This is a genomic window from Pseudomonas sp. PSB11, assembly GCF_014596605.1.
In the GTDB taxonomy this organism is placed as follows: Bacteria; Pseudomonadota; Gammaproteobacteria; order Pseudomonadales; family Pseudomonadaceae; genus Aquipseudomonas; species Aquipseudomonas umsongensis.
Genome location: NZ_NOIO01000006.1, coordinates 1 through 20,630 on the forward strand (window position 1 = coordinate 1; position 20,630 = coordinate 20,630).

General features: G+C 60.7%; 21 protein-coding genes. 8 read left to right on the forward strand and 13 right to left on the reverse strand.

Annotated elements, in window-relative coordinates; all coding sequences use genetic code 11:
- Window positions 1-131, reverse strand: a 131-nt coding sequence (locus tag CGA21_RS09465; RefSeq protein ID WP_188264089.1) for a transposase, incomplete at its 3' end; no start/stop codon positions are given.
- A gap of 90 nt (window positions 132-221) precedes the next feature.
- The gene (locus CGA21_RS09470; protein WP_188264090.1) at window positions 222-1,100 is read right to left on the reverse strand and encodes an MBL fold metallo-hydrolase; all 879 of its coding nucleotides are present in this window, start codon (window positions 1,098-1,100) and stop codon (window positions 222-224) included.
- Window positions 1,101-1,218: 118 nt separating this feature from the next.
- On the opposite strand from CGA21_RS09470, the gene CGA21_RS09475 reads away from it, so the two are divergent.
- Window positions 1,219-2,124 carry a LysR family transcriptional regulator gene (locus tag CGA21_RS09475; RefSeq protein ID WP_223194086.1) on the forward strand — a complete coding sequence of 302 codons (906 nt, stop codon included), beginning with the start codon at window positions 1,219-1,221 and terminating at the stop codon, window positions 2,122-2,124.
- A 147-nt stretch (window positions 2,125-2,271) separates the two neighbouring features.
- Complete coding sequence (locus CGA21_RS09480; RefSeq protein ID WP_020799474.1) at window positions 2,272-2,448, forward strand: hypothetical protein; 177 nt, start codon at window positions 2,272-2,274, stop codon at window positions 2,446-2,448.
- 8 nt (window positions 2,449-2,456) lie between these two features.
- Here the strand turns inward: CGA21_RS09480 and CGA21_RS09485 are convergent, their stop codons facing one another.
- Window positions 2,457-3,353, reverse strand: coding sequence for a helix-turn-helix domain-containing protein (locus CGA21_RS09485; protein ID WP_188264091.1), 897 nt, complete (start codon window positions 3,351-3,353; stop codon window positions 2,457-2,459).
- Between CGA21_RS09485 and CGA21_RS09490 the strand changes: the two genes are divergently transcribed.
- Window positions 3,346-3,651, forward strand: a complete 306-nt coding sequence (locus CGA21_RS09490) for a hypothetical protein (RefSeq protein WP_188264185.1) — start codon at window positions 3,346-3,348, stop codon at window positions 3,649-3,651. The two genes, CGA21_RS09485 and CGA21_RS09490, sit on opposite strands and share 8 nt — an antisense overlap.
- Window positions 3,652-3,788: 137 nt before the next feature.
- The gene (locus CGA21_RS09495) at window positions 3,789-5,243 is read left to right on the forward strand and encodes an MDR family MFS transporter (RefSeq protein WP_411157068.1); all 1,455 of its coding nucleotides are present in this window, start codon (window positions 3,789-3,791) and stop codon (window positions 5,241-5,243) included.
- Between the two features lie 134 nt (window positions 5,244-5,377).
- Here the strand turns inward: CGA21_RS09495 and CGA21_RS09500 are convergent, their stop codons facing one another.
- From CGA21_RS09500 to CGA21_RS09515, 4 genes are all read right to left on the reverse strand, one after another.
- The gene (locus tag CGA21_RS09500) at window positions 5,378-6,226 is read right to left on the reverse strand and encodes a cache domain-containing protein (RefSeq protein ID WP_033043449.1); all 849 of its coding nucleotides are present in this window, start codon (window positions 6,224-6,226) and stop codon (window positions 5,378-5,380) included.
- A gap of 114 nt (window positions 6,227-6,340) precedes the next feature.
- A complete protein-coding gene (locus tag CGA21_RS09505; protein ID WP_188264093.1) occupies window positions 6,341-7,213 on the reverse strand; it encodes an ATPase in 873 nt (290 codons plus the stop codon).
- Window positions 7,214-7,321: 108 nt separating this feature from the next.
- Entirely contained in the window at window positions 7,322-8,314 is a 993-nt protein-coding gene (locus CGA21_RS09510; RefSeq protein WP_110752801.1) for an NAD-dependent epimerase/dehydratase family protein, read from the reverse strand.
- A gap of 56 nt (window positions 8,315-8,370) precedes the next feature.
- Window positions 8,371-9,264 (reverse strand): LysR family transcriptional regulator ArgP, encoded by an 894-nt coding sequence (locus tag CGA21_RS09515; protein ID WP_110752798.1) that lies wholly within the window; start codon window positions 9,262-9,264, stop codon window positions 8,371-8,373.
- 94 nt (window positions 9,265-9,358) lie between these two features.
- Here CGA21_RS09515 and CGA21_RS09520 point away from each other — a divergent pair, with 94 nt between their 5' ends.
- The 3 genes from CGA21_RS09520 (at window position 9,359) to CGA21_RS09530 (ending at window position 11,141) form a co-directional block, all read left to right on the forward strand.
- Window positions 9,359-9,760 (forward strand): ACT domain-containing protein, encoded by a 402-nt coding sequence (locus CGA21_RS09520; RefSeq protein ID WP_110752796.1) that lies wholly within the window; start codon window positions 9,359-9,361, stop codon window positions 9,758-9,760.
- 5 nt (window positions 9,761-9,765) lie between these two features.
- The gene (locus CGA21_RS09525) at window positions 9,766-10,368 is read left to right on the forward strand and encodes a LysE/ArgO family amino acid transporter (RefSeq protein WP_110752794.1); all 603 of its coding nucleotides are present in this window, start codon (window positions 9,766-9,768) and stop codon (window positions 10,366-10,368) included.
- Between the two features lie 176 nt (window positions 10,369-10,544).
- Entirely contained in the window at window positions 10,545-11,141 is a 597-nt protein-coding gene (locus CGA21_RS09530; RefSeq protein WP_020799465.1) for a superoxide dismutase, read from the forward strand.
- 119 nt (window positions 11,142-11,260) lie between these two features.
- Here the strand turns inward: CGA21_RS09530 and CGA21_RS09535 are convergent, their stop codons facing one another.
- Window positions 11,261-11,572, reverse strand: coding sequence for a YqfO family protein (locus CGA21_RS09535; RefSeq protein WP_110752792.1), 312 nt, complete (start codon window positions 11,570-11,572; stop codon window positions 11,261-11,263).
- 5 nt (window positions 11,573-11,577) lie between these two features.
- Window positions 11,578-15,474: a phosphoribosylformylglycinamidine synthase gene (gene purL / locus CGA21_RS09540; protein ID WP_188264094.1), complete on the reverse strand. Its 3,897-nt coding sequence runs from the start codon at window positions 15,472-15,474 to the stop codon at window positions 11,578-11,580.
- A gap of 285 nt (window positions 15,475-15,759) precedes the next feature.
- On the opposite strand from purL, the gene mltF reads away from it, so the two are divergent.
- The gene (gene mltF, locus CGA21_RS09545; RefSeq protein ID WP_188264095.1) at window positions 15,760-17,220 is read left to right on the forward strand and encodes a membrane-bound lytic murein transglycosylase MltF; all 1,461 of its coding nucleotides are present in this window, start codon (window positions 15,760-15,762) and stop codon (window positions 17,218-17,220) included.
- A gap of 124 nt (window positions 17,221-17,344) precedes the next feature.
- Here the strand turns inward: mltF and pdxJ are convergent, their stop codons facing one another.
- The 4 genes from pdxJ to rnc all read right to left on the reverse strand — a co-directional run bounded on the left by pdxJ (window position 17,345) and on the right by rnc (window position 20,563).
- Complete coding sequence (gene pdxJ / locus CGA21_RS09550) at window positions 17,345-18,091, reverse strand: pyridoxine 5'-phosphate synthase (RefSeq protein WP_110752786.1); 747 nt, start codon at window positions 18,089-18,091, stop codon at window positions 17,345-17,347.
- A gap of 49 nt (window positions 18,092-18,140) precedes the next feature.
- Window positions 18,141-18,824: a DNA repair protein RecO gene (gene recO, locus CGA21_RS09555; protein WP_020799459.1), complete on the reverse strand. Its 684-nt coding sequence runs from the start codon at window positions 18,822-18,824 to the stop codon at window positions 18,141-18,143.
- A 154-nt stretch (window positions 18,825-18,978) separates the two neighbouring features.
- Complete coding sequence (gene era / locus CGA21_RS09560) at window positions 18,979-19,881, reverse strand: GTPase Era (RefSeq protein WP_020799458.1); 903 nt, start codon at window positions 19,879-19,881, stop codon at window positions 18,979-18,981.
- Window positions 19,874-20,563, reverse strand: coding sequence for a ribonuclease III (gene rnc, locus CGA21_RS09565; protein WP_018927089.1), 690 nt, complete (start codon window positions 20,561-20,563; stop codon window positions 19,874-19,876). Before rnc ends, era begins: the two co-directional genes overlap by 8 nt.
- Window positions 20,564-20,630: the final 67 nt, after the last annotated feature.

A 20,630-nucleotide genomic window follows, 5' to 3' on the forward strand; every position in this document is an offset into this window, starting at 1 on the left:
TAGGCCGCGATCCACTGGCGCAACGAAGAAAAATCAACATCGTGCCGATCCGCAACATCTCTAAGACCCGCATTACCGGAACAGTAATCCTGCACCGCCAACAGCTTCACTTGAACTGTGTACTTCCCCATGAAACACCCCATCGGTTGTGTCCAACCTTTGGGGTGCAGTCCACTCTGCGTGGGAATGCAGCCCGGGACGCTCTGCGTCCCATTGGCGGGTTACCACTTTATCTCGCCCTTGGCGACCTTGGCGCTCAGCTCCAACGAGCTTTCCTCCCCCAGTGCCGGGAAGCGTTTTTTCATTGCTGCGATCAGTGCCGCCGAATCCTTGGCCTTGGCGGTTTCTTCGTCGAAGGCCTTGATGTATTCGGCGGTGAACTGCACGGCGGCCAGGGAGCGGGCGCTATCGCCGAGGTAATGGCCCGGCACGACGGTGTTCGGCTTCAGGTTTTCGATCGAATGCAGGGTAGCCAGCCAATCGGCATGGGACTGCGCGGTCTGGGTATCGGCCATCCAGACGTGGATGTTTTCTGCCACGACCACACCACCGACCACGGCCTTGATCGACGGAATCCACACGAAGCTGCGATCCGGTTGCTTGCCCTCAAGGCCGATCACCTGCAGTTTCTGCCCTTCGAGCATCAGGCTGTCGCCCTTGAGCACATCCGGCACAACCGTTTGGGCGGGCGCGTCAGCTCCCAATTTCGGCCCCCAGAACGCCAGTTTGCCGTCGACGGTTTGCTTGATGTGATCAACGGTCGGCGGCGAAGCGAGCACTTTTGCATTGGGGAATGCAGCCGTCAGGGTATCGAGGCCGAAGTAGTAATCCGGGTCGCCGTGGCTGATGTAGATAGTGGTCAGTTGCTTGCCACTGGCGCGGATTTTTTCCACCACTTGCGCGGCCTGGGACTTGCCGAACTGGGCGTCCACCAGGATGGCCTCTTTCTCGCCGCTGACCAGTACCGAGGTTACCGGGAATATCGCTTTATCGCCGGGGTTATAGACATCCAGTGTCAATGTCGACGCGGCTGCGTGGGCGGCGAAGCCGAGGACAGCGGTCGCCAGCAAAACGCGTTTAAGTGTGGTGAAACCGATCATCTGTTGCTCCGTTGCTTGCAGGCCAGGGAAGGCCGATATGGGAACAGAGCTTAGTTGCCTGCTTCAGTACAAAAAATGCGATGCTTTAACATAGTTTGTTTCTGAAACCGGGCAAATCATGGATCGTCTACAAGCAATGCGGGTGTTCGTCACGGTGATCGATCTTGGCAGCCAGTCGGCCGCCGCCGATCATCTGGAGCTGTCACGGCCGGTGGTTTCGCGTTATCTGGCGGAACTGGAGAACTGGGTTGGCGCACGCCTGATGCACCGCACCACGCGCAAGTTGAGCCTGACCGCCGCCGGTAGCGAAATACTGCCCCGCTGCCGGCAGATGCTCGACCTGTCCACGGACATGCAAGCTGCCGTCAGCGTGCCAGACGATACGCCCCGCGGCCTGCTGCGAATCAGCGTCAGCACCTCGTTCGGCCAGGCGCAATTGGCCGATGCCATGGCAGCATTCGTCAAGCGCTACCCGGGTGTCAGCATCGACATGCAAATGCTTGACCGCACGGTGAACCTGGTGGACGAGCGCATCGACCTGGCCATTCGCACCAGCAATGACCTGGACCCGAACCTGATCGCCCGTCGACTTACCGTCTGCCGATCAGTGATCTGCGCCGCCCCCGCCTATCTGCGTGAACACCCTGCACCCCGGCGGATCGAGGACTTGAGCCTGCACAATTGCCTGACCCATTCGTACTTCGGCAAAAACCTGTGGCACTTTGAACAGGGTGGCGAACAGGTGGCGGTGCCCGTGCAAGGCAACATCAGCGCCAACGAAGCCAGCACACTGCTTCGCGCCACCCTGGCCGGCGCAGGCGTGGCCATGCTTCCCACTTATCAGGCCGGCGTGTACATCCAAAACGGTGATCTGGTGCGCCTGCTGCCCCGGGCAGAGCCAAGGCAGATGAGCGTGTACGCCGTGTACGCCTCACGCAAGCACATGCCGACAGCGTTGCGCTGCCTGGTGGATTTTCTGGTGGAGAGGTTCCCCGAAGATCCGGAGTGGGATACTGGCCTGTAGGAGCTGCCGCAGGCTGCGATCTTTTGATATGGATCTTCTAAACGCCGCTGAAAATCAAGATCAAAAGATCGCAGCCTCCGGCAGCTCCTACGCATCTGACCTATGCTCAAGTTAATACCGAAGGGTATTCGTTCAGAGGTCTACGCCATGAACATCAAAACAAGAAGGTACCTCGCCATCTTCATCACCTGCGCGGTCACGCTCGGGTTGTATGGCGCTGCTGCGTGGCGTGTCGAGCAGCTACGCAACTTGCCCCGGGAGGCTGCCAGTTGCAACTTCGAGCGCTGCATCCCACACAACGCCACCCTTAACGCACTGCGCTAAGGAGCGGATCAGCCTTCTTTGTCCTGATCGGCCTTCAAGCGGTCGCGAAACGCCTTTGGCGAGATGCCCACGCGTCGTCGGAACAGGCGCGTGAAATTGGTCGGATCAGAGAACCCCAACACGTCGGACATTTCATAGATGGTCATGCTGGTGTAGGTCAGCAGGCGCTTGGCCTCCAACAACTGCCGTTCGTGCATGATCTGCAACGCCGGTTGCCCCGCCAACTCGCGGCAGGTGCCATTGAGGTGAGAGACCGAAATCCCCAGCCGATGGGCCAGGTCTTCAACCTTGACGTGCTGGCGGTAGGTTTCTTCCACCAACTGGATGTAGCCATTGAGGTATTCCCGCGCCCGCTGCGGTCGTTGACCGGCTGACCGGCGCTGGATCACCTGGCGGCTGACCCAAACCATGATCACGCTGACCAGCGAATGCATAAGCATTTCCCGCGCCGGTTGGTGGCCGGTGTATTCGTTCTGCAACGCGCCGAACAGACTGTTGAGGTATGCGGCGTCGGGGCCTGCCGGGTAGCTCTCGGCCTGGGCCAGGGCATTTACCGAATGCCCCAATTGCGCCTGAAGATGCGCGATAAGTGGTGCCGCGAGGGTGACCACGAACCCCTCGACGTCTTCGCTGAACCGAAAACCATGCACCGACAACGGCGGCAGGATCTGGATCGCCGGCTCAGTCAGTTGCGAACGTTTGCCTTCGATTTCAAGCTCTGCCTGACCTTTGAACACGAAGAGCAACTGACATAAATCGGCGTGGCGGTGGGGTTTGATTTCCCATTGGTGTTCGCGACTGCGTTTGGAAATGGTTTCACAGTGCAGCAAGTCCGGGGTCGGCCAATCCAGGCTTTCACCGTAGAGCTTGAACACCGGAATCGAAGGCAGGTCAGGCTTGTTCATCACTTCAATCCAGGTTTCGGAATGGACGACGGGCGATAATCGCACCGATTGGCAGAATGTACAGCTACCCGCTCAGTTTTCACCTTCAATTGACCGACCCGCAAGGGGAAATTGCAAGCACTCGATCCATAAAAATCAATCACCGACCCCCGCCGCGTGGGATCTGCAAGGGCTGACCCGTTGCAAAACGGTGATGGTCTACGGCCAGACAGGAGTCATCCGCGACCTGATAGCCGCTCGTCAGTTCGACGGTTTGCAAATTGATCGGCCAGGCCTTCCATATGAGGCTATCGAATAGCCTCCTATCGACTTACACTGGCGAGCATCCCGCTCGCCTTGACTGGCGGGTCATTCACTGCCGCAGGTTTATTCGTGACCACTTTCCACCAGCCTGAATTGCCCAAACCGGCCATCCGCAGCGTGCTGATCGCGCTGATGCTGGCGATTTTCCTCGGTGCGCTGGACCAGACCATCGTTGCCGTGTCGATGCCGGCCATTTCCGCGCAGTTCAAGGACGTCAGTTTGCTGGCCTGGGTGATTTCCGGCTACATGGTGGCAATGACAGTGGCAGTGCCGATCTACGGCAAGCTGGGCGATCTGTACGGCAGGCGCAAATTGATGCTGTTTGGCATGGGGTTGTTCACCCTGGCGTCGCTGTTCTGTGGCATGGCCCAGAGCATGGAGCAACTGGTGCTGGCGCGAATTCTCCAGGGGATCGGAGCCGGTGGAATGATCTCCGTCAGCCAGGCAATCATCGGCGACATCGTGCCGCCCCGTGAGCGCGGCCGTTATCAGGGCTATTTCAGCAGCATGTATGCGGTGGCCAGCGTCGCCGGCCCGGTGCTGGGCGGGTACATGACCGAATACCTGTCCTGGCGTTGGGTCTTCCTGATCAATTTGCCGCTGGGCGTGGGAGCATGGCTGGTGGCCAATCGCACGCTGGTCGGCTTGCCGATTCCGCAACGCAAACCGGTGATCGATTACCTCGGTACCCTGTTGATGATCATCGGGCTGACGGCGTTGCTGCTGGGCATCACCCAATTCGGCCAGGGGCACTCCTGGCGCAGTACCGAAGTATTGGGATTAATGGCTTGTGCGGCAGCGGTGCTGGGCCTGTTCGTGCTGCATGAACGACGGGCATCGGAGCCATTGCTGCCGATGCACCTGTTCACCAACCGCAATGCGATCCTGTGCTGGTGCACGATTTTCTTCACCAGTTTCCAGGCCATCTCGTTGATCGTGCTGATGCCCCTGCGCTTCCAGAGTGTCACCGGTGCCGGTGCCGACAGCGCTGCCCTGCACCTGCTGCCGCTGGCCATGGGCTTGCCGATCGGTGCGTATTTCGCCGGCCGCCGGACTTCCGTGACCGGGCGTTACAAACCGATGATCCTGACCGGCGCCCTGCTCATGCCGTGGTCGATTCTCGGCATGGCGTTCAGCCCGCCCCAGGCCTTTTTGCTCAGTAGCCTGTTCATGCTGTTCTGCGGGATCGCCTCGGGCATGCAGTTTCCGACCTCCCTGGTCGGCACGCAGAACTCGGTGCAACAGCGAGACATCGGCGTTGCCACGAGCACCACCAACCTGTTCCGTTCATTGGGCGGAGCGGTGGGCGTGGCACTGATGTCGGCACTGTTGCTGGCGTTGTTGCAGGATTCGAGCTTCGCCCACCTGGCCGGCTCTTCGCTGTTGGCCGAGGGTCACTCGGGGAATGTCTTGCTGGATGGCCTGAACGCCGCGCAGGGTGACGCGCAGGATGCCCTGCGCGCTGAACTGCTGCTGACGTTCCGGCATTTGCTGATGGTGAGTGCTGCGGTGTCGCTGCTGGGGCTGGCGGCGGCGATCGCCATGCCGAACAGGGTGCTCCGCGGGCGCGAGGACAAGGTCCGGTAGAGAGACCGAGTCGCCCGCATTCGCGAGCAGGCTCGCTCCCACAATGTTTTCCAGAGTACACAAAATGTGTGATCACTGAAGATTCAATGTGGGAGCGAGCCTGCTCGCGAATGCGGTGCCTCAGGCAATACCATTCAAGGGCTGTAATACCCCACCGCCACCAGGAAATGCCCGACCTTTTTCAGATAGGCATGCTTGTTCTCGACCTTACCGGTCACCGGGTTCTTCCAGCGGTATTCATACTCGCCGTAATCCTGTTTCGCGATCAGCGCCAGCATCGGCTCTCCCACCGGCTTGCCATCCGGATCATTGATCTTGCTGAAATCGGTGTTGATCAATCGCAAGTTGGTGCCATGGGCGACGTAGCGCCGGGTATCGAGGTCGACGACGAAGACATACAGGTCATCCTGCAGGTAACCGCCCTTCAGTGAGTTGATGGCTTTCAGGGTGCCCTTCTCGTCCTTGGCCAGGTCGGCCGCCGCCTTGTTCAGCAAGGCCATGGCTTGCTCCGCCGAAGCCCGTGGCAGGTAGTAACCGACCGCGAGGATTCGCTGACCGACTCGCTGATAGTAGACATGCTTGCGCTCGACCTTGCCGTCGGACCAGTTTTGCCAACGGTACTCCGCTTGCTGGATGCCATTGCCCTCGGGCACTTTGAGCGCATCCTTGAAGGCCTTCTGCAGATCCGGCCCGAGCACATCCGATACATCCCGGCCAATCAATGCAGCCGAGGGCCCACCGCTGGCAAGCATCACGCCCTTGGTATCGACCACGAAGACGTACCGGTCCTGGTCGACAAACTCGCCCTGACGGCTGAAGGCGGCGAATGCCTTGTCGCCATTGTCGTGGTAGTAGGCCAAGGCTTTTTCCAGCAAAGCGATGGCGGCCTGACTGTCGGCCTTTTCCGTTTCGGCAGCTTGAACCTGGCCCAGGCACATCAACAGCATGCCTCCCAAACAGGCCAACTTTTGCACAACTCCCATGGCACGTCCCCCGTTCTCTTGATGTTTCAAGAGCGTAGACGGCAATGACGCATGCAGGGACATTCAGCGAATCGAGGTGGGATCATTCCCGGCGAACCGGGAATGAGGCAGGGCTTACTGGCGAGCGCGCACCTGCTGTTGCAGGTTCTGGATCTGCGCTTGCAGGCTGTTGATGGTCCGGGTGACCTGGCTGCGGAAGGCATCGAACTCAGCAGTGCTTGCGCCTTGAGGGGCACTCGGACGGTTATCCTGCTGGCTTTTGAGGACCACGATGTCCTGTTCCAGGCGGTCGATGGCGGCGTTCGGATTGCCCTGTTTCTTCAGCGCTGTGATGTCGGCGCCCAGGCTCTTCAGTTGCGCGTCGAATTTTTCGGTATCCGCCGGGGTATTTTTCAGCGTGGCCAGTTCACTACCCAAGGCTTTGACCTGCTCCTGCACTTGCGCATTGGCCTTTTGCTGCTCAGTGTCCTGGGCGGCCATCTGGGTCAGCCGTTTGTCCAGGTCGCTGGTCTGCGCGGTCATCTGCGCCAGACGCTTGTCCAGGTCCGAGGCCTGGCCGGCGACGCCCTGTTGTTGCTTGCCCTGATCCTGCAGCTGATTTTGCAACTGCCGGATTTGCAGCTTCAGCGCTTCGCTGTCGGTACTGACGTTAGTCTGGCTGGCGACCACCTTGCCGGAAATATCCTGCAGGCGCCCCGCCGCTTCTTCACTGATTCGCGCAAAGCTTTCCTGGGTCGCCACCAACTGTTGCTCCATCAGCGATATCTGCTGGAAGCTCCACCAGGCAAGGCCCGCGAAGGCAAAGAACAGGGCGCCGACCAGTGCCCACAACGGGCCGGTGCTCGCCGCCTTGACCTTGACCACTGGCGGCGTGCGCGAATGCACGGTGGTGCGGGTGCTCTTCGGGAAATCATCGTCATCGAGGATGTCTGCACGCAGGCTCGGTACATCGTCGAAGTCATCGTTGGCATCGTTACGCATGGACATTGAGTCAACCTTTGTGAAACAGGGTGTTGGCTGGATGCGGCGCAGTATAACCCCCCACGGCCGCAACGATTGACCCTGAACCCCAACCTCGGTTCAGTGATGCCGATTTCAGCGGATCTCCTGGGCTTTCCACCAGGCGCAGAATTCATCGAGCGCGGTCCAGAGACTGACCTTGGGGTCGTAGTCCAGATAATGCCGGGCTCGGCTGATATCCAGGGTGAAATTTTTCTTCATGACCTGCATACCCAGTCGCGACAGGGTGGGTTCGGGACGTCCCGGCCACAACTTGCAGAACCCCTCATTGAGCGCCGCGACGCTGTAGCCCAGGCTGTAGGAACGGTAGCGCGTGACTTGTGGGACTTCCATTTTACGCATGACGTAATTGACCACGTCCCACAAAGGGATCGGCGCGCCGTTGCTGATGTTGTACACCTTGCCCAGGGCTGAACCAGTGGCCAGCAAACTGCTGAGCAACGCTTCATTGAGGTTGTGCACGCTGGTGAAGTCGACCTTGTTCAAACCGTTGCCAATGATCGCCAGGCGCCCCTTGCGCTGCATCTTGAGCAACCGCGGGAAGATGCTCATGTCACCGGCCCCGGTCACGAAACGCGGGCGCAGCGCCAGGGTTTCGAGGCCAAACTCCTGGGCGCCGAAAACTTTTTGCTCGGCCAGGTACTTGGTTGCGGCGTACGGGTGCTTGAAGCGTTTAGGCACCTGCTCTTCGGTCAATCCCAGATGATCGCGACCATCGAAATAGATCGATGGCGACGACAAGTGCACCAGGCGCCGAACCCGCTGCTTCAGGCAGGCCTCAACCACGTTTTCGGTGACCTGGACGTTGCCCAGGTGAAAATCCTGATAACGCCCCCACAGGCCAACGGCGCCGGCGCAATGCACCACGGCCTCGACCCCGGAGCACAGGTCGCGTGCCAGCAGCGGGTCGCACAAGTCGCCCTGGATAAACTCGGCGCCACGGCGCACCAGATGTTCGACGCTTTCGGCCCGGCGACCGGTGACCCGCACGTCCAGTCCCTGCTCCAGGGCGAAACGCGCAAAGCGCCCGCCAATGAAGCCGCTTGCGCCGGTGACCAGAATCTTCATGTAGTGCTCCGAATATTTCGTTTTTTGCGTATTGCGTGAGGTCTTGACGCTGCCTGTCAGCCCAACGGCACCAACCACTGCCTGGACACCTGCACCAATTGCTCGGTCAGCAGCCCCAGCAACTGACCGCCATTACGCCAATGATGCCAGTACAGCGGCACGTCGATCGGTTTATCTGGCAAAAGCTCCAGCAAAATGCCGCGCTCCAGTTGTTCGCGCACCTGAAGTTCCGGCACCAGGCCCCAGCCAAGCCCGGCCTCGGTGAGGCGGATAAAGCCTTCAGACGATGGGCAGAGATGGTGTTCGAAACCGCCATCGACGCCCAGGGATGCCAGGTAGCGATGCTGCAGGAAGTCGTCCGGGCCGAACACCAGCGCAGGAGTCCGGGCCAACTGATTGGCGCGCACGCCTTGGGGAAAGTGCCGCGCAATGAAGGCCGGGCTGGCCAATGCACGGTAACGCATCGCCCCGAGCAATACGCTGCGCGCACCGGCTACCGGGCGCTCACTGGCACACAGGCACGCTGCGACCTCGCCTGCGCGCATGCGCTTGAGGCCGACGGTCTGGTCCTCGACCACCAGATCCATCAACAGGTGGTGTTGCGCGCAAAATTCCCCCACCGCCTGGGCCCACCAGGTCGCGAGACTGTCGGCATTCAGGGCGATCCGCAGGCGTTCCGGCAGGCCCTCGTCGTCGAGCGTCGGCACCAGCGTTTGCAGATCCCGCTCAAGCAGACGTACCTGCTGCACATGGTTGAGTAAACGCCGGCCGATCTCGGTCGGCGACGGCGGCGTGCCCCTCACCAGTACCGGCTGGCCGACCCGCGCCTCAAGCAATTTGATGCGCTGGGAGATAGCCGATTGCGACAAACCCAACACCTGGGCTGCCCGTTCAAAACCGGCCTGCTCGACCACCGCAGCCAGGGCAGAAAGCAATTTATAGTCGAACATCAGTTTTCCTAATGAGCGATCAGCAATATTGGTTTTTCTTATACAGGTGACTGCTGGAAAATAGCCAGCACGAACTCGCACAAGGATCCTCGACATGGCTGGCGAAACTTCACTGGCAACGCTACTGCGCAGCATGAGCCCGCACCTCAATGCTGGCGAGTACGTGTTCTGCACCCTGGCCAACGGCCAATTGCCCGCGGGCCTGGAAATCATCGGCAGCTTTCGCGAGCAGGAAGGCCTGACCGTGATTGTCGAACGCTGCCGCGCCGAGCAGGCGGGCTTGAGCTTCGACTATGTCGCCGCGTGGATCACCCTGAACGTACATTCGGCCCTTGAAGCCGTCGGCCTCACCGCGGCATTCGCCACGGCCCTGGGTCAGGCCGGGATCAGCTGCAATGTGATCGCCGGTTACTACCACGACCATTTGTTTGTCGGCCAGGCCGACGCCGAGCGCGCCTTGCAGGTATTGCGCGACCTGGCAGCCAACGCGGAGTAAGGAACATGTGGCAAAGCTATATCAACGGCCTGCTGGTGGCCTTCGGCCTGATCATGGCGATCGGCACGCAAAATGCGTTTGTACTGGCGCAAAGCCTGCGCCGCGAACACCACCTGCCGGTGGCGGCACTCTGCGTGGCCTGCGATGCCTTGTTGGTGGCCGCCGGTGTATTTGGCCTGGCGACGGTGCTGGCACAGAACCCGACCCTGTTGGCCATTGCCCGTTGGGGCGGCGCGGCGTTTCTGTTGTGGTATGGCAGCCAGGCGTTGCGCCGGGCCTGTTCCCGGCAGAGCCTGCAGCAGGGCGAAAACCAGACCGTTCGTTCTTTGCGCGCAGTGATGCTCAGTGCACTGGCGGTGACGCTGCTCAATCCGCATGTCTATCTGGACACTGTCTTGCTGATCGGCTCCCTCGGCGCTCAACAGACCGAACCCGGCGCGTACGTGGTGGGTGCGGCGAGCGCCTCATTGTTGTGGTTCTTCACCCTGGCGCTCGGCGCCGCATGGCTGGCGCCTTGGCTGGCACGGCCAGGCACCTGGCGTATCCTTGACCTGTTGGTGGCGGTGATGATGTTTGCCGTAGCACTGCAGTTGATCACTGCCGGCTGATTTATTCCAAATGGCTCTGGAACCTCTATTCCACACAGTTGTTGCGTGGTTATGCCGCACCCCCGGTGCTATGATCCGATCCCTGCGCCGCAAAGAGTACAAACTCCCCGGCGCTTGTTTGGCCGCCCGTGATCGGCCTTGCGCTCACCGCAACAGACCTGATTAGGAGAATCATCATGGCTTTCGAATTGCCGCCTCTGCCGTACGCACACGATGCCCTGCAGCCGCACATCTCCAAGGAAACCTTGGAATATCACCACGACAAGCACCACAACACCTATGTCGTGAACCTGAACAACCTGGTGCCAGGCACCGAGTTCGAAGGCAAGACCCTGGAAGAAATCGTCAAGACTTCCTCGGGCGGCATCTTCAACAACGCCGCTCAAGTGTGGAACCACACTTTCTACTGGAACTGCCTGGCGCCAAACGCTGGCGGTCAACCAACCGGCGCGCTGGCTGACGCCATCAACGCAGCCTTCGGTTCGTTCGACAAGTTCAAGGAAGAGTTCAGCAAGACTTCCATCGGCACTTTCGGTTCCGGTTGGGGCTGGCTGGTGAAAAAGGCTGACGGCTCCCTGGGCCTGGCCAGCACCATCGGTGCCGGCAACCCGCTGACCAACGGCGACACCCCGCTGCTGACCTGCGACGTTTGGGAACACGCTTACTACATCGACTACCGCAACCTGCGTCCGAAGTACGTTGAGGCGTTCTGGAACCTGGTTAACTGGAAGTTCGTGGCTGAGCAGTTCGAAGGCAAAACCTTCACCGCTTAAGCTCGACGCTCCTGAGAAACCCGGCTTTCATGCCGGGTTTTTTTACGCCCGAAGAAAAATGCGAGCCATAAAAAACCCGCTGACGAATCAGCGGGTTTTTTATGGCAGCGACCAAAGGATCAGAAATCCTCCAACCGCCACACTTCGTACGCCGGCGTCTCGTAGGGGTGACTCTGTTTAAGAGCCGCCACCACCGAGCCAATCAACTCATCGGCCACCACCAGCTCGACCTTCCATTCCTCGACCCGCTGGACCTGCCCCGCCTCGCCAATGAACGGCTGACTGCCGTCCAGTGGACGAAACTGGCCCTGGCCCAACACCTGCCAGGCACAGTGATCGTAAGTGCCGATCCGCCCGCCACCGGCGGCGAATACGGCACTTTTGACCACGTCGACATGGCTGTCGGGAACGAAGAAAGCGAGCTTGTACACAGCTATCAGTTCACCCACACACGCGCATTACGGAACATACGCATCCAAGGCGCGTCTTCGTTCCAGTCTTCCGAACGCCACGAGTTCTGCACGGCACGGAACACACGCTCCGGGTGCGGCATCATGATGGTCACGCGCCCGTCGCGACTGGTCAAACCGGTGATCCCGCGCGGCGAGCCGTTCGGGTTGGCCGGGTAGGTTTCGGTGACCTTGCCATGGTTGTCGACGAAACGCATCGCCACGCAACCGGACAGATCAGCTTCCAGCAACGCTTCTTCGCTGGCGAACTCGGCATGGCCTTCACCGTGGGCGATGGCGATCGGCATGCGCGAACCGGCCATGCCCTGCAGGAAGATCGAGTTCGACTCCTGGACCTGCACCATCGCCACGCGCGCTTCGAACTGCTCGGAACGGTTACGCACGAAGTGCGGCCAGAACTCACTGCCCGGGATCAGCTCGTGCAGGTTGGACATCATCTGGCAACCGTTGCACACACCGAGGGTGAAGCTGTCGTTACGCTCGAAGAAACCCTGGAACGCATCGCGGGCGCGGCTGTTGAACAGCGCCGACTTGGCCCAGCCTTCACCGGCGCCGAGTACGTCACCGTAGGAGAAGCCGCCGCAGGCAACCAGGCCCTTGAACTCGTTCAGGTCGACACGACCGGCCAGGATGTCGCTCATGTGCACGTCGATCGCGTTGAAACCGGCGCGATCGAACGCGGCGGCCATTTCCACCTGACCGTTGACGCCCTGCTCACGCAGCACGGCAACCTGTGGGCGGATGCCTTTCTTGATGTAAGGCGCGGCGATGTCCTGGTTGACGTCGTAGCTGAGCTTGACGCTCAGGCCCGGGTTGTCTTCTTCCAGCAGCACGTCGAACTCTTGATCGGCGCAGTCGGCGTTGTCACGCAGACGCTGGATCTGGTAGCTGGTCTCGGCCCACTGGCGTTGCAGCAGACGACGCTGGCCTTCGAACACGGTGTCACCGTTGAAGGTGATGTTGATCTGGCCATTGTTGATCGGCTGGCCGATCACCGACACGCACTCGCCAAGGCCGGCAGCGCTGAATTGCGCAAGGATGTCGGCAGTAGCGTCCTGGCGAACCTGGATCACGGCGCCCAGTTCTTCGTTGAACAGGATCGCGGCGATGTCAGCGGACGTTTCTGCCAGGCCGTCGAGGTTCAGGCTCAGGCCGCAATGGCCGGCGAAGGCCATTTCCACCACGCTGGTCAGCAGACCACCGTCGGAACGGTCGTGGTAAGCCAGCAGGTGACCGTCGGCGTTGAGGCCCTGGATCACTGCGAAGAAGGCTTTCAGGTCTTCGGCGTCGTCGACGTCCGGAGCCTGCTTGCCGAGCTTGCCATGCACCTGGGCGAGGATCGAGGCACCCATGCGGTTCTGGCCACGGCCCAGGTCGATCAGGATCAGGTCGGTGGTGCCCTTGTCCATGCGCAGTTGCGGGGTCAGGGTCTGACGGATGTCAGTCACTGGCGCGAAACCGGTCACGATCAGGGACATTGGCGAGGTCACGGCCTTGTCCACGCCTTCATCGTTCCAGCGAGTGGCCATGGACATCGAGTCCTTGCCCACTGGAATGGTGATGCCCAGCTCAGGGCACAATTCCATGCCGACCGCTTTCACGGTGTCGTACAGGCGTGCGTCTTCACCCGGGTGACCGGCGGCGGACATCCAGTTCGCCGACAGCTTGATGTCGGAGATCTTGGCGATGCGCGAAGCGGCGATGTTGGTCAGGGTTTCGCCGATGGCCATGCGGCCCGACGCCGGAGCGTCCAGCAGTGCCAGCGGAGTGCGCTCGCCCATGGCCATGGCTTCACCGGTGTAGACGTCGAAGCTGGTGGCGGTGACGGCAACGTCGGCCACCGGCACCTGCCATGGGCCGACCATCTGGTCACGGGCCACGAGCCCGGTGATGGTGCGGTCGCCGATGGTGATCAGGAAGCTCTTGCTCGCGACGGCCGGGTGATGCAGGACGCGCTCGACGCAATTGCCGATGTCGAGGGTCGACGGATCGAAATCGTCGCCCAGCTCGTTTTCACGCACTACCGAACGGTGCATGCGCGGGGCTTTGCCCAACAGCACTTCGAGCGGCATGTCCACCGGGCTGTTGCCGAAGTGGCTGTCGGTGACGGTCAGCTGCGGCTCGGCCGTGGCTTCGCCGACGACGGCAAACGGGCAACGCTCACGTTCGCAGATCGCCTTGAAGCGATCGAAGTCGGCCGGGCCGACTGCCAGCACGTAGCGTTCCTGGGATTCGTTACTCCAGATTTCGTGCGGGGCCATGCCCGGCTCGTCGTTTGGAATGTTGCGCAGTTCGAAACGGCCACCACGGTCGCCGTCGTTGACCAGTTCCGGGAAGGCGTTGGACAGGCCGCCCGCACCCACGTCGTGGATGAAGCTGATCGGGTTCTTGTCGCCCAGTTGCCAGCAACGGTCGATGACTTCCTGGCAGCGACGCTCCATCTCAGGGTTTTCACGCTGCACGGAGGCGAAGTCCAGGTCTGCCGAGCTGGTGCCGGTGGCCATGGAAGAAGCCGCGCCGCCGCCCAGGCCGATCAACATCGCCGGGCCGCCGAGCACGATCAGCTTGGAGCCGACCACGATCTCGCCTTTCTTGACGTGTTCTTCACGGATGTTGCCCATGCCGCCAGCCAGCATGATCGGCTTGTGGTAACCGCGCACTTCATCACCGTGCGGGGTGCTGATCGACTGCTCGAAGGTACGGAAGTAGCCGGTCAGTGCCGGACGACCGAACTCGTTGTTGAACGCAGCGCCGCCCAGCGGGCCTTCGATCATGATGTCCAGCGCGGTAACGATACGCTCGGGCTTGCCGTACGGCACTTCCCACGGCTGTTCGAAGCCCGGGATCTGCAGGTTGGACACGGTGAAACCGGTCAGGCCCGCTTTTGGCTTGGCGCCACGACCGGTCGCGCCTTCGTCACGAATCTCGCCACCGGAACCGGTCGATGCGCCCGGGAACGGGGCAATCGCGGTCGGGTGGTTATGGGTTTCAACCTTCATCAGGATGTGCACCGGCTCCTGCACCGCGCCGTACTGGCGGGTTTCGGGGTCCGGGAAGAAACGCCCGGCCACGGAGCCGACGATCACCGAAGCGTTGTCCTTGTAAGCCGACAGAACGCCCTCGCTGTGCATCACGTAGGTGTTCTTGATCATGCCGAACAGGCTTTTTTCCTGGCTTTCGCCGTCGATGTCCCAACTGGCGTTGAAGATCTTGTGACGGCAGTGCTCGGAGTTCGCCTGGGCGAACATCATCAGTTCGATGTCGTGCGGGTTGCGCTTCAAGCCGACGAAGGCGTTGACCAGGTAGTCGATTTCGTCTTCCGCCAGGGCCAGGCCCAGTTCGGTGTTGGCTTTTTCCAGCGCGGCGCGGCCGCCACCCAACACGTCGATCGCGGTCAGGGGCTTGGGTTCGGCGTGGCTGAACAGGCCGGCAGCCTGTTCGAGATTGCCCAGGACGATCTGGGTCATGCGGTCGTGCAGTGCGTCGGCGATCAACTGGGCTTCAGCGTCGCTGAACTGGCCAGCCACATAGAAGGCAATGCCGCGCTCGATACGCTGGATCTTGGTCAGGCCGCAGTTGCGAGCGATGTCGCTGGCCTTGCTCGACCAGGGCGAGATGGTGCCAAAACGTGGCAACACCAGGAACAGACGACCGGTCGGCTCCTGGACCGGAACGCTTGGACCGTACTTCAGAAGGCGCGCAAGCACCTGCTGTTCGTCGCCGGTCAGGTCGCCGGTAACTTCGGCGAAGTGAGCGAATTCAGCATACAGGCCACTGACAGCCGGAACCTTCTGGCTCAGTTGCTCAAGGAGCTTGCTGTGGCGAAAGGCAGAAAGGGCAGGAGCGCCGCGCAGGATCAACATCTTCGGGACAGCCTCGGGAAGGGGTGTGCTTTGAGGCCGTGCATTCTAGCCTAAACAGCCAGCGACAGCACCCGAAACGCTACGCACGGTTGCACTCGAGTGCCGATCTGTGTTTCTGCCCCGAAAGTCAGGTTAACCCGGCGGGTTACGACAGCTTATTTTAACTGTATCAAAATGCTGAAAAGGCCCGTTCCAGCGGGGTTTTGCCCGCTTTTGCGATCTCTAGCAGACTACCCCGTTGCTGTCGAGATATGGCGCTCGTGGTCCTTTGCGTATACTGCGCAAATGTTTTCCCCAACGGCTTTGCGTCCGCGGTACGCCAAATGGCTGATCGCAACCGGACTCTTCCTGATGCTCAGTGGCTGTGTTGATAAACCCAACACGCTGGAGCGCGTAAAGGAGGATGGTGTGCTGCGGGTGGTTACCCGTAACAGCCCCGCCACCTACTTTCAGGATCGCAACGGTGAAACCGGCTTCGAATACGAGCTGGTGAAGCGCTTCGCCGACGATCTGGGGGTCGATCTCAAGATCGAGACGGCCGACAACCTCGACGACCTGTTCAACCAGGTGGGCAAGCCCAATGGCCCGGTCCTGGCGGCGGCCGGCCTGGTCAGCAGCGAAGCACGCAAAAAACAGGTGCGGTTCTCCCACCCCTACCTGGAAGTCACCCCACAGGTCATCTACCGCAACGGCAAGTCGCGCCCTACCGACGCGAAGGACCTGGTCGGCAAGAAGATCATGGTGCTCAAGGGCAGCACCCATGCCGAGCAGCTCGCACAGCTGAAACAGAAATTTCCCGGTATCGAATACGAAGAATCCGACGCGGTCGAGGTCGTGGATCTCCTGCGCATGGTCGACGAAGGTCAGATCGATCTGACGCTGGTCGACTCCAACGAAGTCGCGATGAACCAGGTGTATTTCACCAACATCCGCGTTGCCTTCGACCTGGGTGACGCCAGCAACCAGAGCTGGGCCGTGGCGCCGGGCGACGACAACAGCCTGCTCAACGAGATCAACGAGTATCTGGACAAGGTCAAGAAAAACGGCACCCTGCAACGCCTCAAGGACCGTTATTACGGGCATGTCGATGTACTCGGCTACATGGGCGCGACCACGTTCGCCCAGCACTTGCAGCAGCGTCTGCCCAAGTACGAACCGCACTTCAAGGCTTACGCCAAGAAAGAACAGGTCGACTGGCGCCTGCTGGCGGCGATCGGTTATCAGGAATCCCTGTGGCAACCGGCCGTGACGTCCAAGACCGGTGTGCGCGGCCTGATGATGCTGACCCAGAACACTGCGCAAGCCATGGGCGTGTCCAACCGCCTCGATCCCAAGCAGAGCATCATGGGCGGCGCCAAGTACCTGGCCTACATGAAGGACCAGCTCGACGAGTCGATCCAGGAACCGGATCGCACCTGGTTTGCCCTGGCCGCCTACAACGTCGGCAGTGGTCACCTTGATGACGCCCGCAAGCTGGCGGCCAAGGAAGGGTTGAATCCAGACAAATGGCTGGACGTGAAAAAAATCCTGCCGCGCCTGTCCGAGAAGAAGTGGTACAGCAAAACCCGTTACGGCTACGCCCGTGGCGGCGAGCCGGTGCATTTCGTTGCGAACATCCGTCGCTACTACGACATCCTGACCTGGGTAACGCAGCCGCAGCTTGAAGGCGATCAGGTCGCCGAGGGCAACCTGCATGTGCCGGGGATCGACAAGACCAAGCCGGCCCAGGAACCTGCCCCCCTCTAACAGCCATCTCAATCAAATGTGGGAGCGGGCTTGCTCGCGAATGCGGTTCAACATTCAACATCTTGGTTGACTGTCACACCGCGTTCGCGAGCAAGCCCGCTCCCACATTGGTTTTGTGTTGTTTTTAAGACTTGGCGGCAGCCGCCAGGATCAACGCCTTCATCTCGGACACAGCCGACTTGAAGCCCACGAACAGCGCATGGGCCACCAGCGCATGGCCGATGTTCAGTTCGTTGATGCCCTTGATCGCGGCCACCGCCTCGACGTTGTGATAGTGCAGACCGTGGCCGGCATTGACGATCAGGCCCTGCGCCAGGCCGAACGCTACGCCGTCGGCGACGCGCTTGAGCTCTTCAGCCACTTCGGTCGGCGTCTCGGCATCGGCATAACGACCGGTGTGCAGTTCGATGGCTGGCGCACCGACGCGACGCGATGCTTCGATTTGCCGTTCGTCGGCATCGATGAACAGCGACACTTCAGAGCCAATCCTCGACAGGCGCTCCACAGCAGCCTTGATCCGCGCCTCCTGCCCCGCCACGTCCAGCCCACCTTCGGTGGTCAGCTCCTGGCGGGTTTCCGGCACCAGGCAGATATGCGCCGGACGGATGCGCTCGGCGAACTGCATCATTTCTTCAGTGACGCCCATTTCGAAGTTCATGCGGGTTTGCAGCACGTCCTTGAGCACCAGCACGTCGCGCTCCTGGATGTGCCGGCGGTCTTCGCGCAGGTGCACGGTGATGCCATCCGCGCCCGCCTCTTCCGCATCCAGTGCCGCCTTTACCGGATCCGGGTAGCGCGTGCCCCGGGCCTGACGCAGGGTGGCAACGTGGTCGATATTCACGCCAAGAAGAATGCGGGTGCTGGTGGTCACGGAAGCGCTCCAGAAAGAGAAAAAGTTCGGTGCACAGCATACGGGGAGACTACGGCTTGCGAAACAGCTCGCGACTGACCAGTGGACGACCGCCCAAGTGAACAGCCAGTGCCTGGCGCATCAAACGCTTGGCCGCTGACAATGCACCCGGCGCACTCCAGTCGGCCTCAGCCATGGCCAGCAATTCGGCGCCGTTGAACAAACCGGGCTGCAGCAGATAGACCCGCTCCAGCCCCGCATCCACCTGCAAACGGTAGAGACCGTCTGGCGCAACGGGTTCGTCGTGGATATCGGTAGTCAATGAAAAGCCGTAGCCCAGATCATCCAGCAAGCGCCATTCGAACGACCGCAGTAACGGCTCAAGGGCCCGACCTTCGGCCAGGGCGAGCAAGGTCGCGGCATAGTGATCGAACACCGAAGGGAAAGGGTCTTCGGCAGGTAGCAGGCGAATTAACAGCTCATTGAGATAAAGACCGCTGAACAGTGCCTCACCGTTGAGCCAGGTGGCGATGCCGGCGCTCTCCATGCGCCCGACATTCTTCAGCTCGCCACGCCCGCGAAACTCGACCTCCAGCGGCACGAACGGCCGCGCCAGCGTCCCGGCCTTGCCCCGCGCACTGCGCAATACCGCCCGCAGCCGACCTTGCGGCGTGAGGAAGTCCACCAGGGCGCTGTTTTCGCGGTAGGCACGGGAATGGAGGACGTAGGCGGGTTGGGGGATGGGTTGGGACATGGAGCTCTCAATGATGGATCGCGATTTGCTGACAACCCAAAACCAATGTGGGAGCGAGCCTGCTCGCGAAAGCGGTGGAACAGTCAACATCAATGCTGAATGTTACATCCTCTTCGCGAGCAGGCTCGCTCCCACAGTGGATCGTTATGCAGTCTTACAGGTCGCCGTAGCCCAGCGAACGCAGGGCACGCTCGTCGTCGGACCAGCCGCCCTTCACCTTGACCCACAGGTTGAGCATGATCTTGGAGTCGAACAACAGCTCCATGTCCTTGCGCGCCTCAGTGCCGATGCGCTTGATGCGCTCGCCCTTGTCGCCAATGATGATTTTCTTCTGGCCATCACGCTCCACGAGGATCAAGGCATGGATATGCAGGGTCTTGCCCTGCTGCTTGAACTCTTCGATTTCGACGGTGATCTGGTACGGCAGCTCGGCGCCCAACTGGCGCATGATTTTTTCGCGTACCAGCTCGGCGGCGAGGAAACGGCTGCTGCGGTCGGTAATCTGGTCTTCCGGGAAGAAGTGATCGTTCTCCGGCAGATGATCAGCGATGACTTTTTCCAGCGCGTCGAGGTTGTGTCCGTGCTGCGCCGAAATCGGGATGATCTGTGCGTTCGGCAACTGCTCCTGCAACCAGCTCAGGTGCGGCATCAGCTCGGCCTTGTCTTCGATGCGATCGGTCTTGTTCAGCGCAACGATCAGCGGGCCGGTGACATATTGCACGCGCTCGAGGACCATCTGGTCTTCGTCGGTCCACTTGGTGCGATCCACCACGAAGATCACCACGTCGACGTCTTTCAATGCCGCCGAGGCAGTCTTGTTCATGTAGCGGTTCAAGGCCTTTTCGCCGCCCTTGTGCATACCGGGCGTATCGACGTAGATCGCCTGCACATCACCCTCGGTCTTGATGCCGAGCATGTTGTGACGGGTGGTTTGCGGCTTGCGCGAGGTGATCGCCAGCTTTTGGCCGAGGATGTGGTTGAGCAGCGTGGACTTGCCCACGTTCGGACGGCCGACGATGGCAACATAGCCACAGCGCGTTGCGTTTGTATCAGTCATTGCCATTCTCCACACCCAGGGCAATCAGTGCTGCAGCGGCCGCTACCTGTTCGGCAATACGACGGCTCACACCCTGACCTCGGCTTTTTTCATTCAATAGGATGATTTCACATTCGACGAAGAACGTCCGGCAATGTGGTTCACCCTGGATATCCACCACTTCGTAACGCGGCAGCTCGCAACCACGGGACTGCAGGAATTCCTGCAGGCGGGTTTTTGGATCTTTGTTGGTGTCGACCAGCGTCAGGCCTTCGAACTCCCCAGCCAGCCAGGCCAGCACGCGCTCGCGCGCCACTTCCATGCCGGCGTCCAGGTAGATCGCGCCAATCAGCGCTTCCAGGGCATCGGCCAGAATCGACTCGCGACGAAAACCGCCGCTTTTCAGTTCGCCGGAGCCCAGGCGCAGGTACTCGCCCAGATCGAAACCACGGGCCAGTACGGCCAGGGTCTCACCCTTGACCAGGCGTGCGCGCAAACGCGACAACTGGCCTTCGCGGGCCAGCGGGAAGCGATCGAACAGCGCCTCGCCAGCAACGAAGTTGAGGATGGCATCACCGAGGAATTCCAGGCGTTCGTTGTTACGCCCGGCAAAACTGCGGTGGGTCAGGGCCAGGACCATCAGTTCCTGATCCTTGAAGGTATAGCCGAGCTGACGCTCGAGACGGCTTAAGGAGACGCTCACGGTTTACCCACGCTGAGTTCGTGGTTGGATTCCACCGCCATCGCCGGGAGTCGGCGCAGGCCTGGGA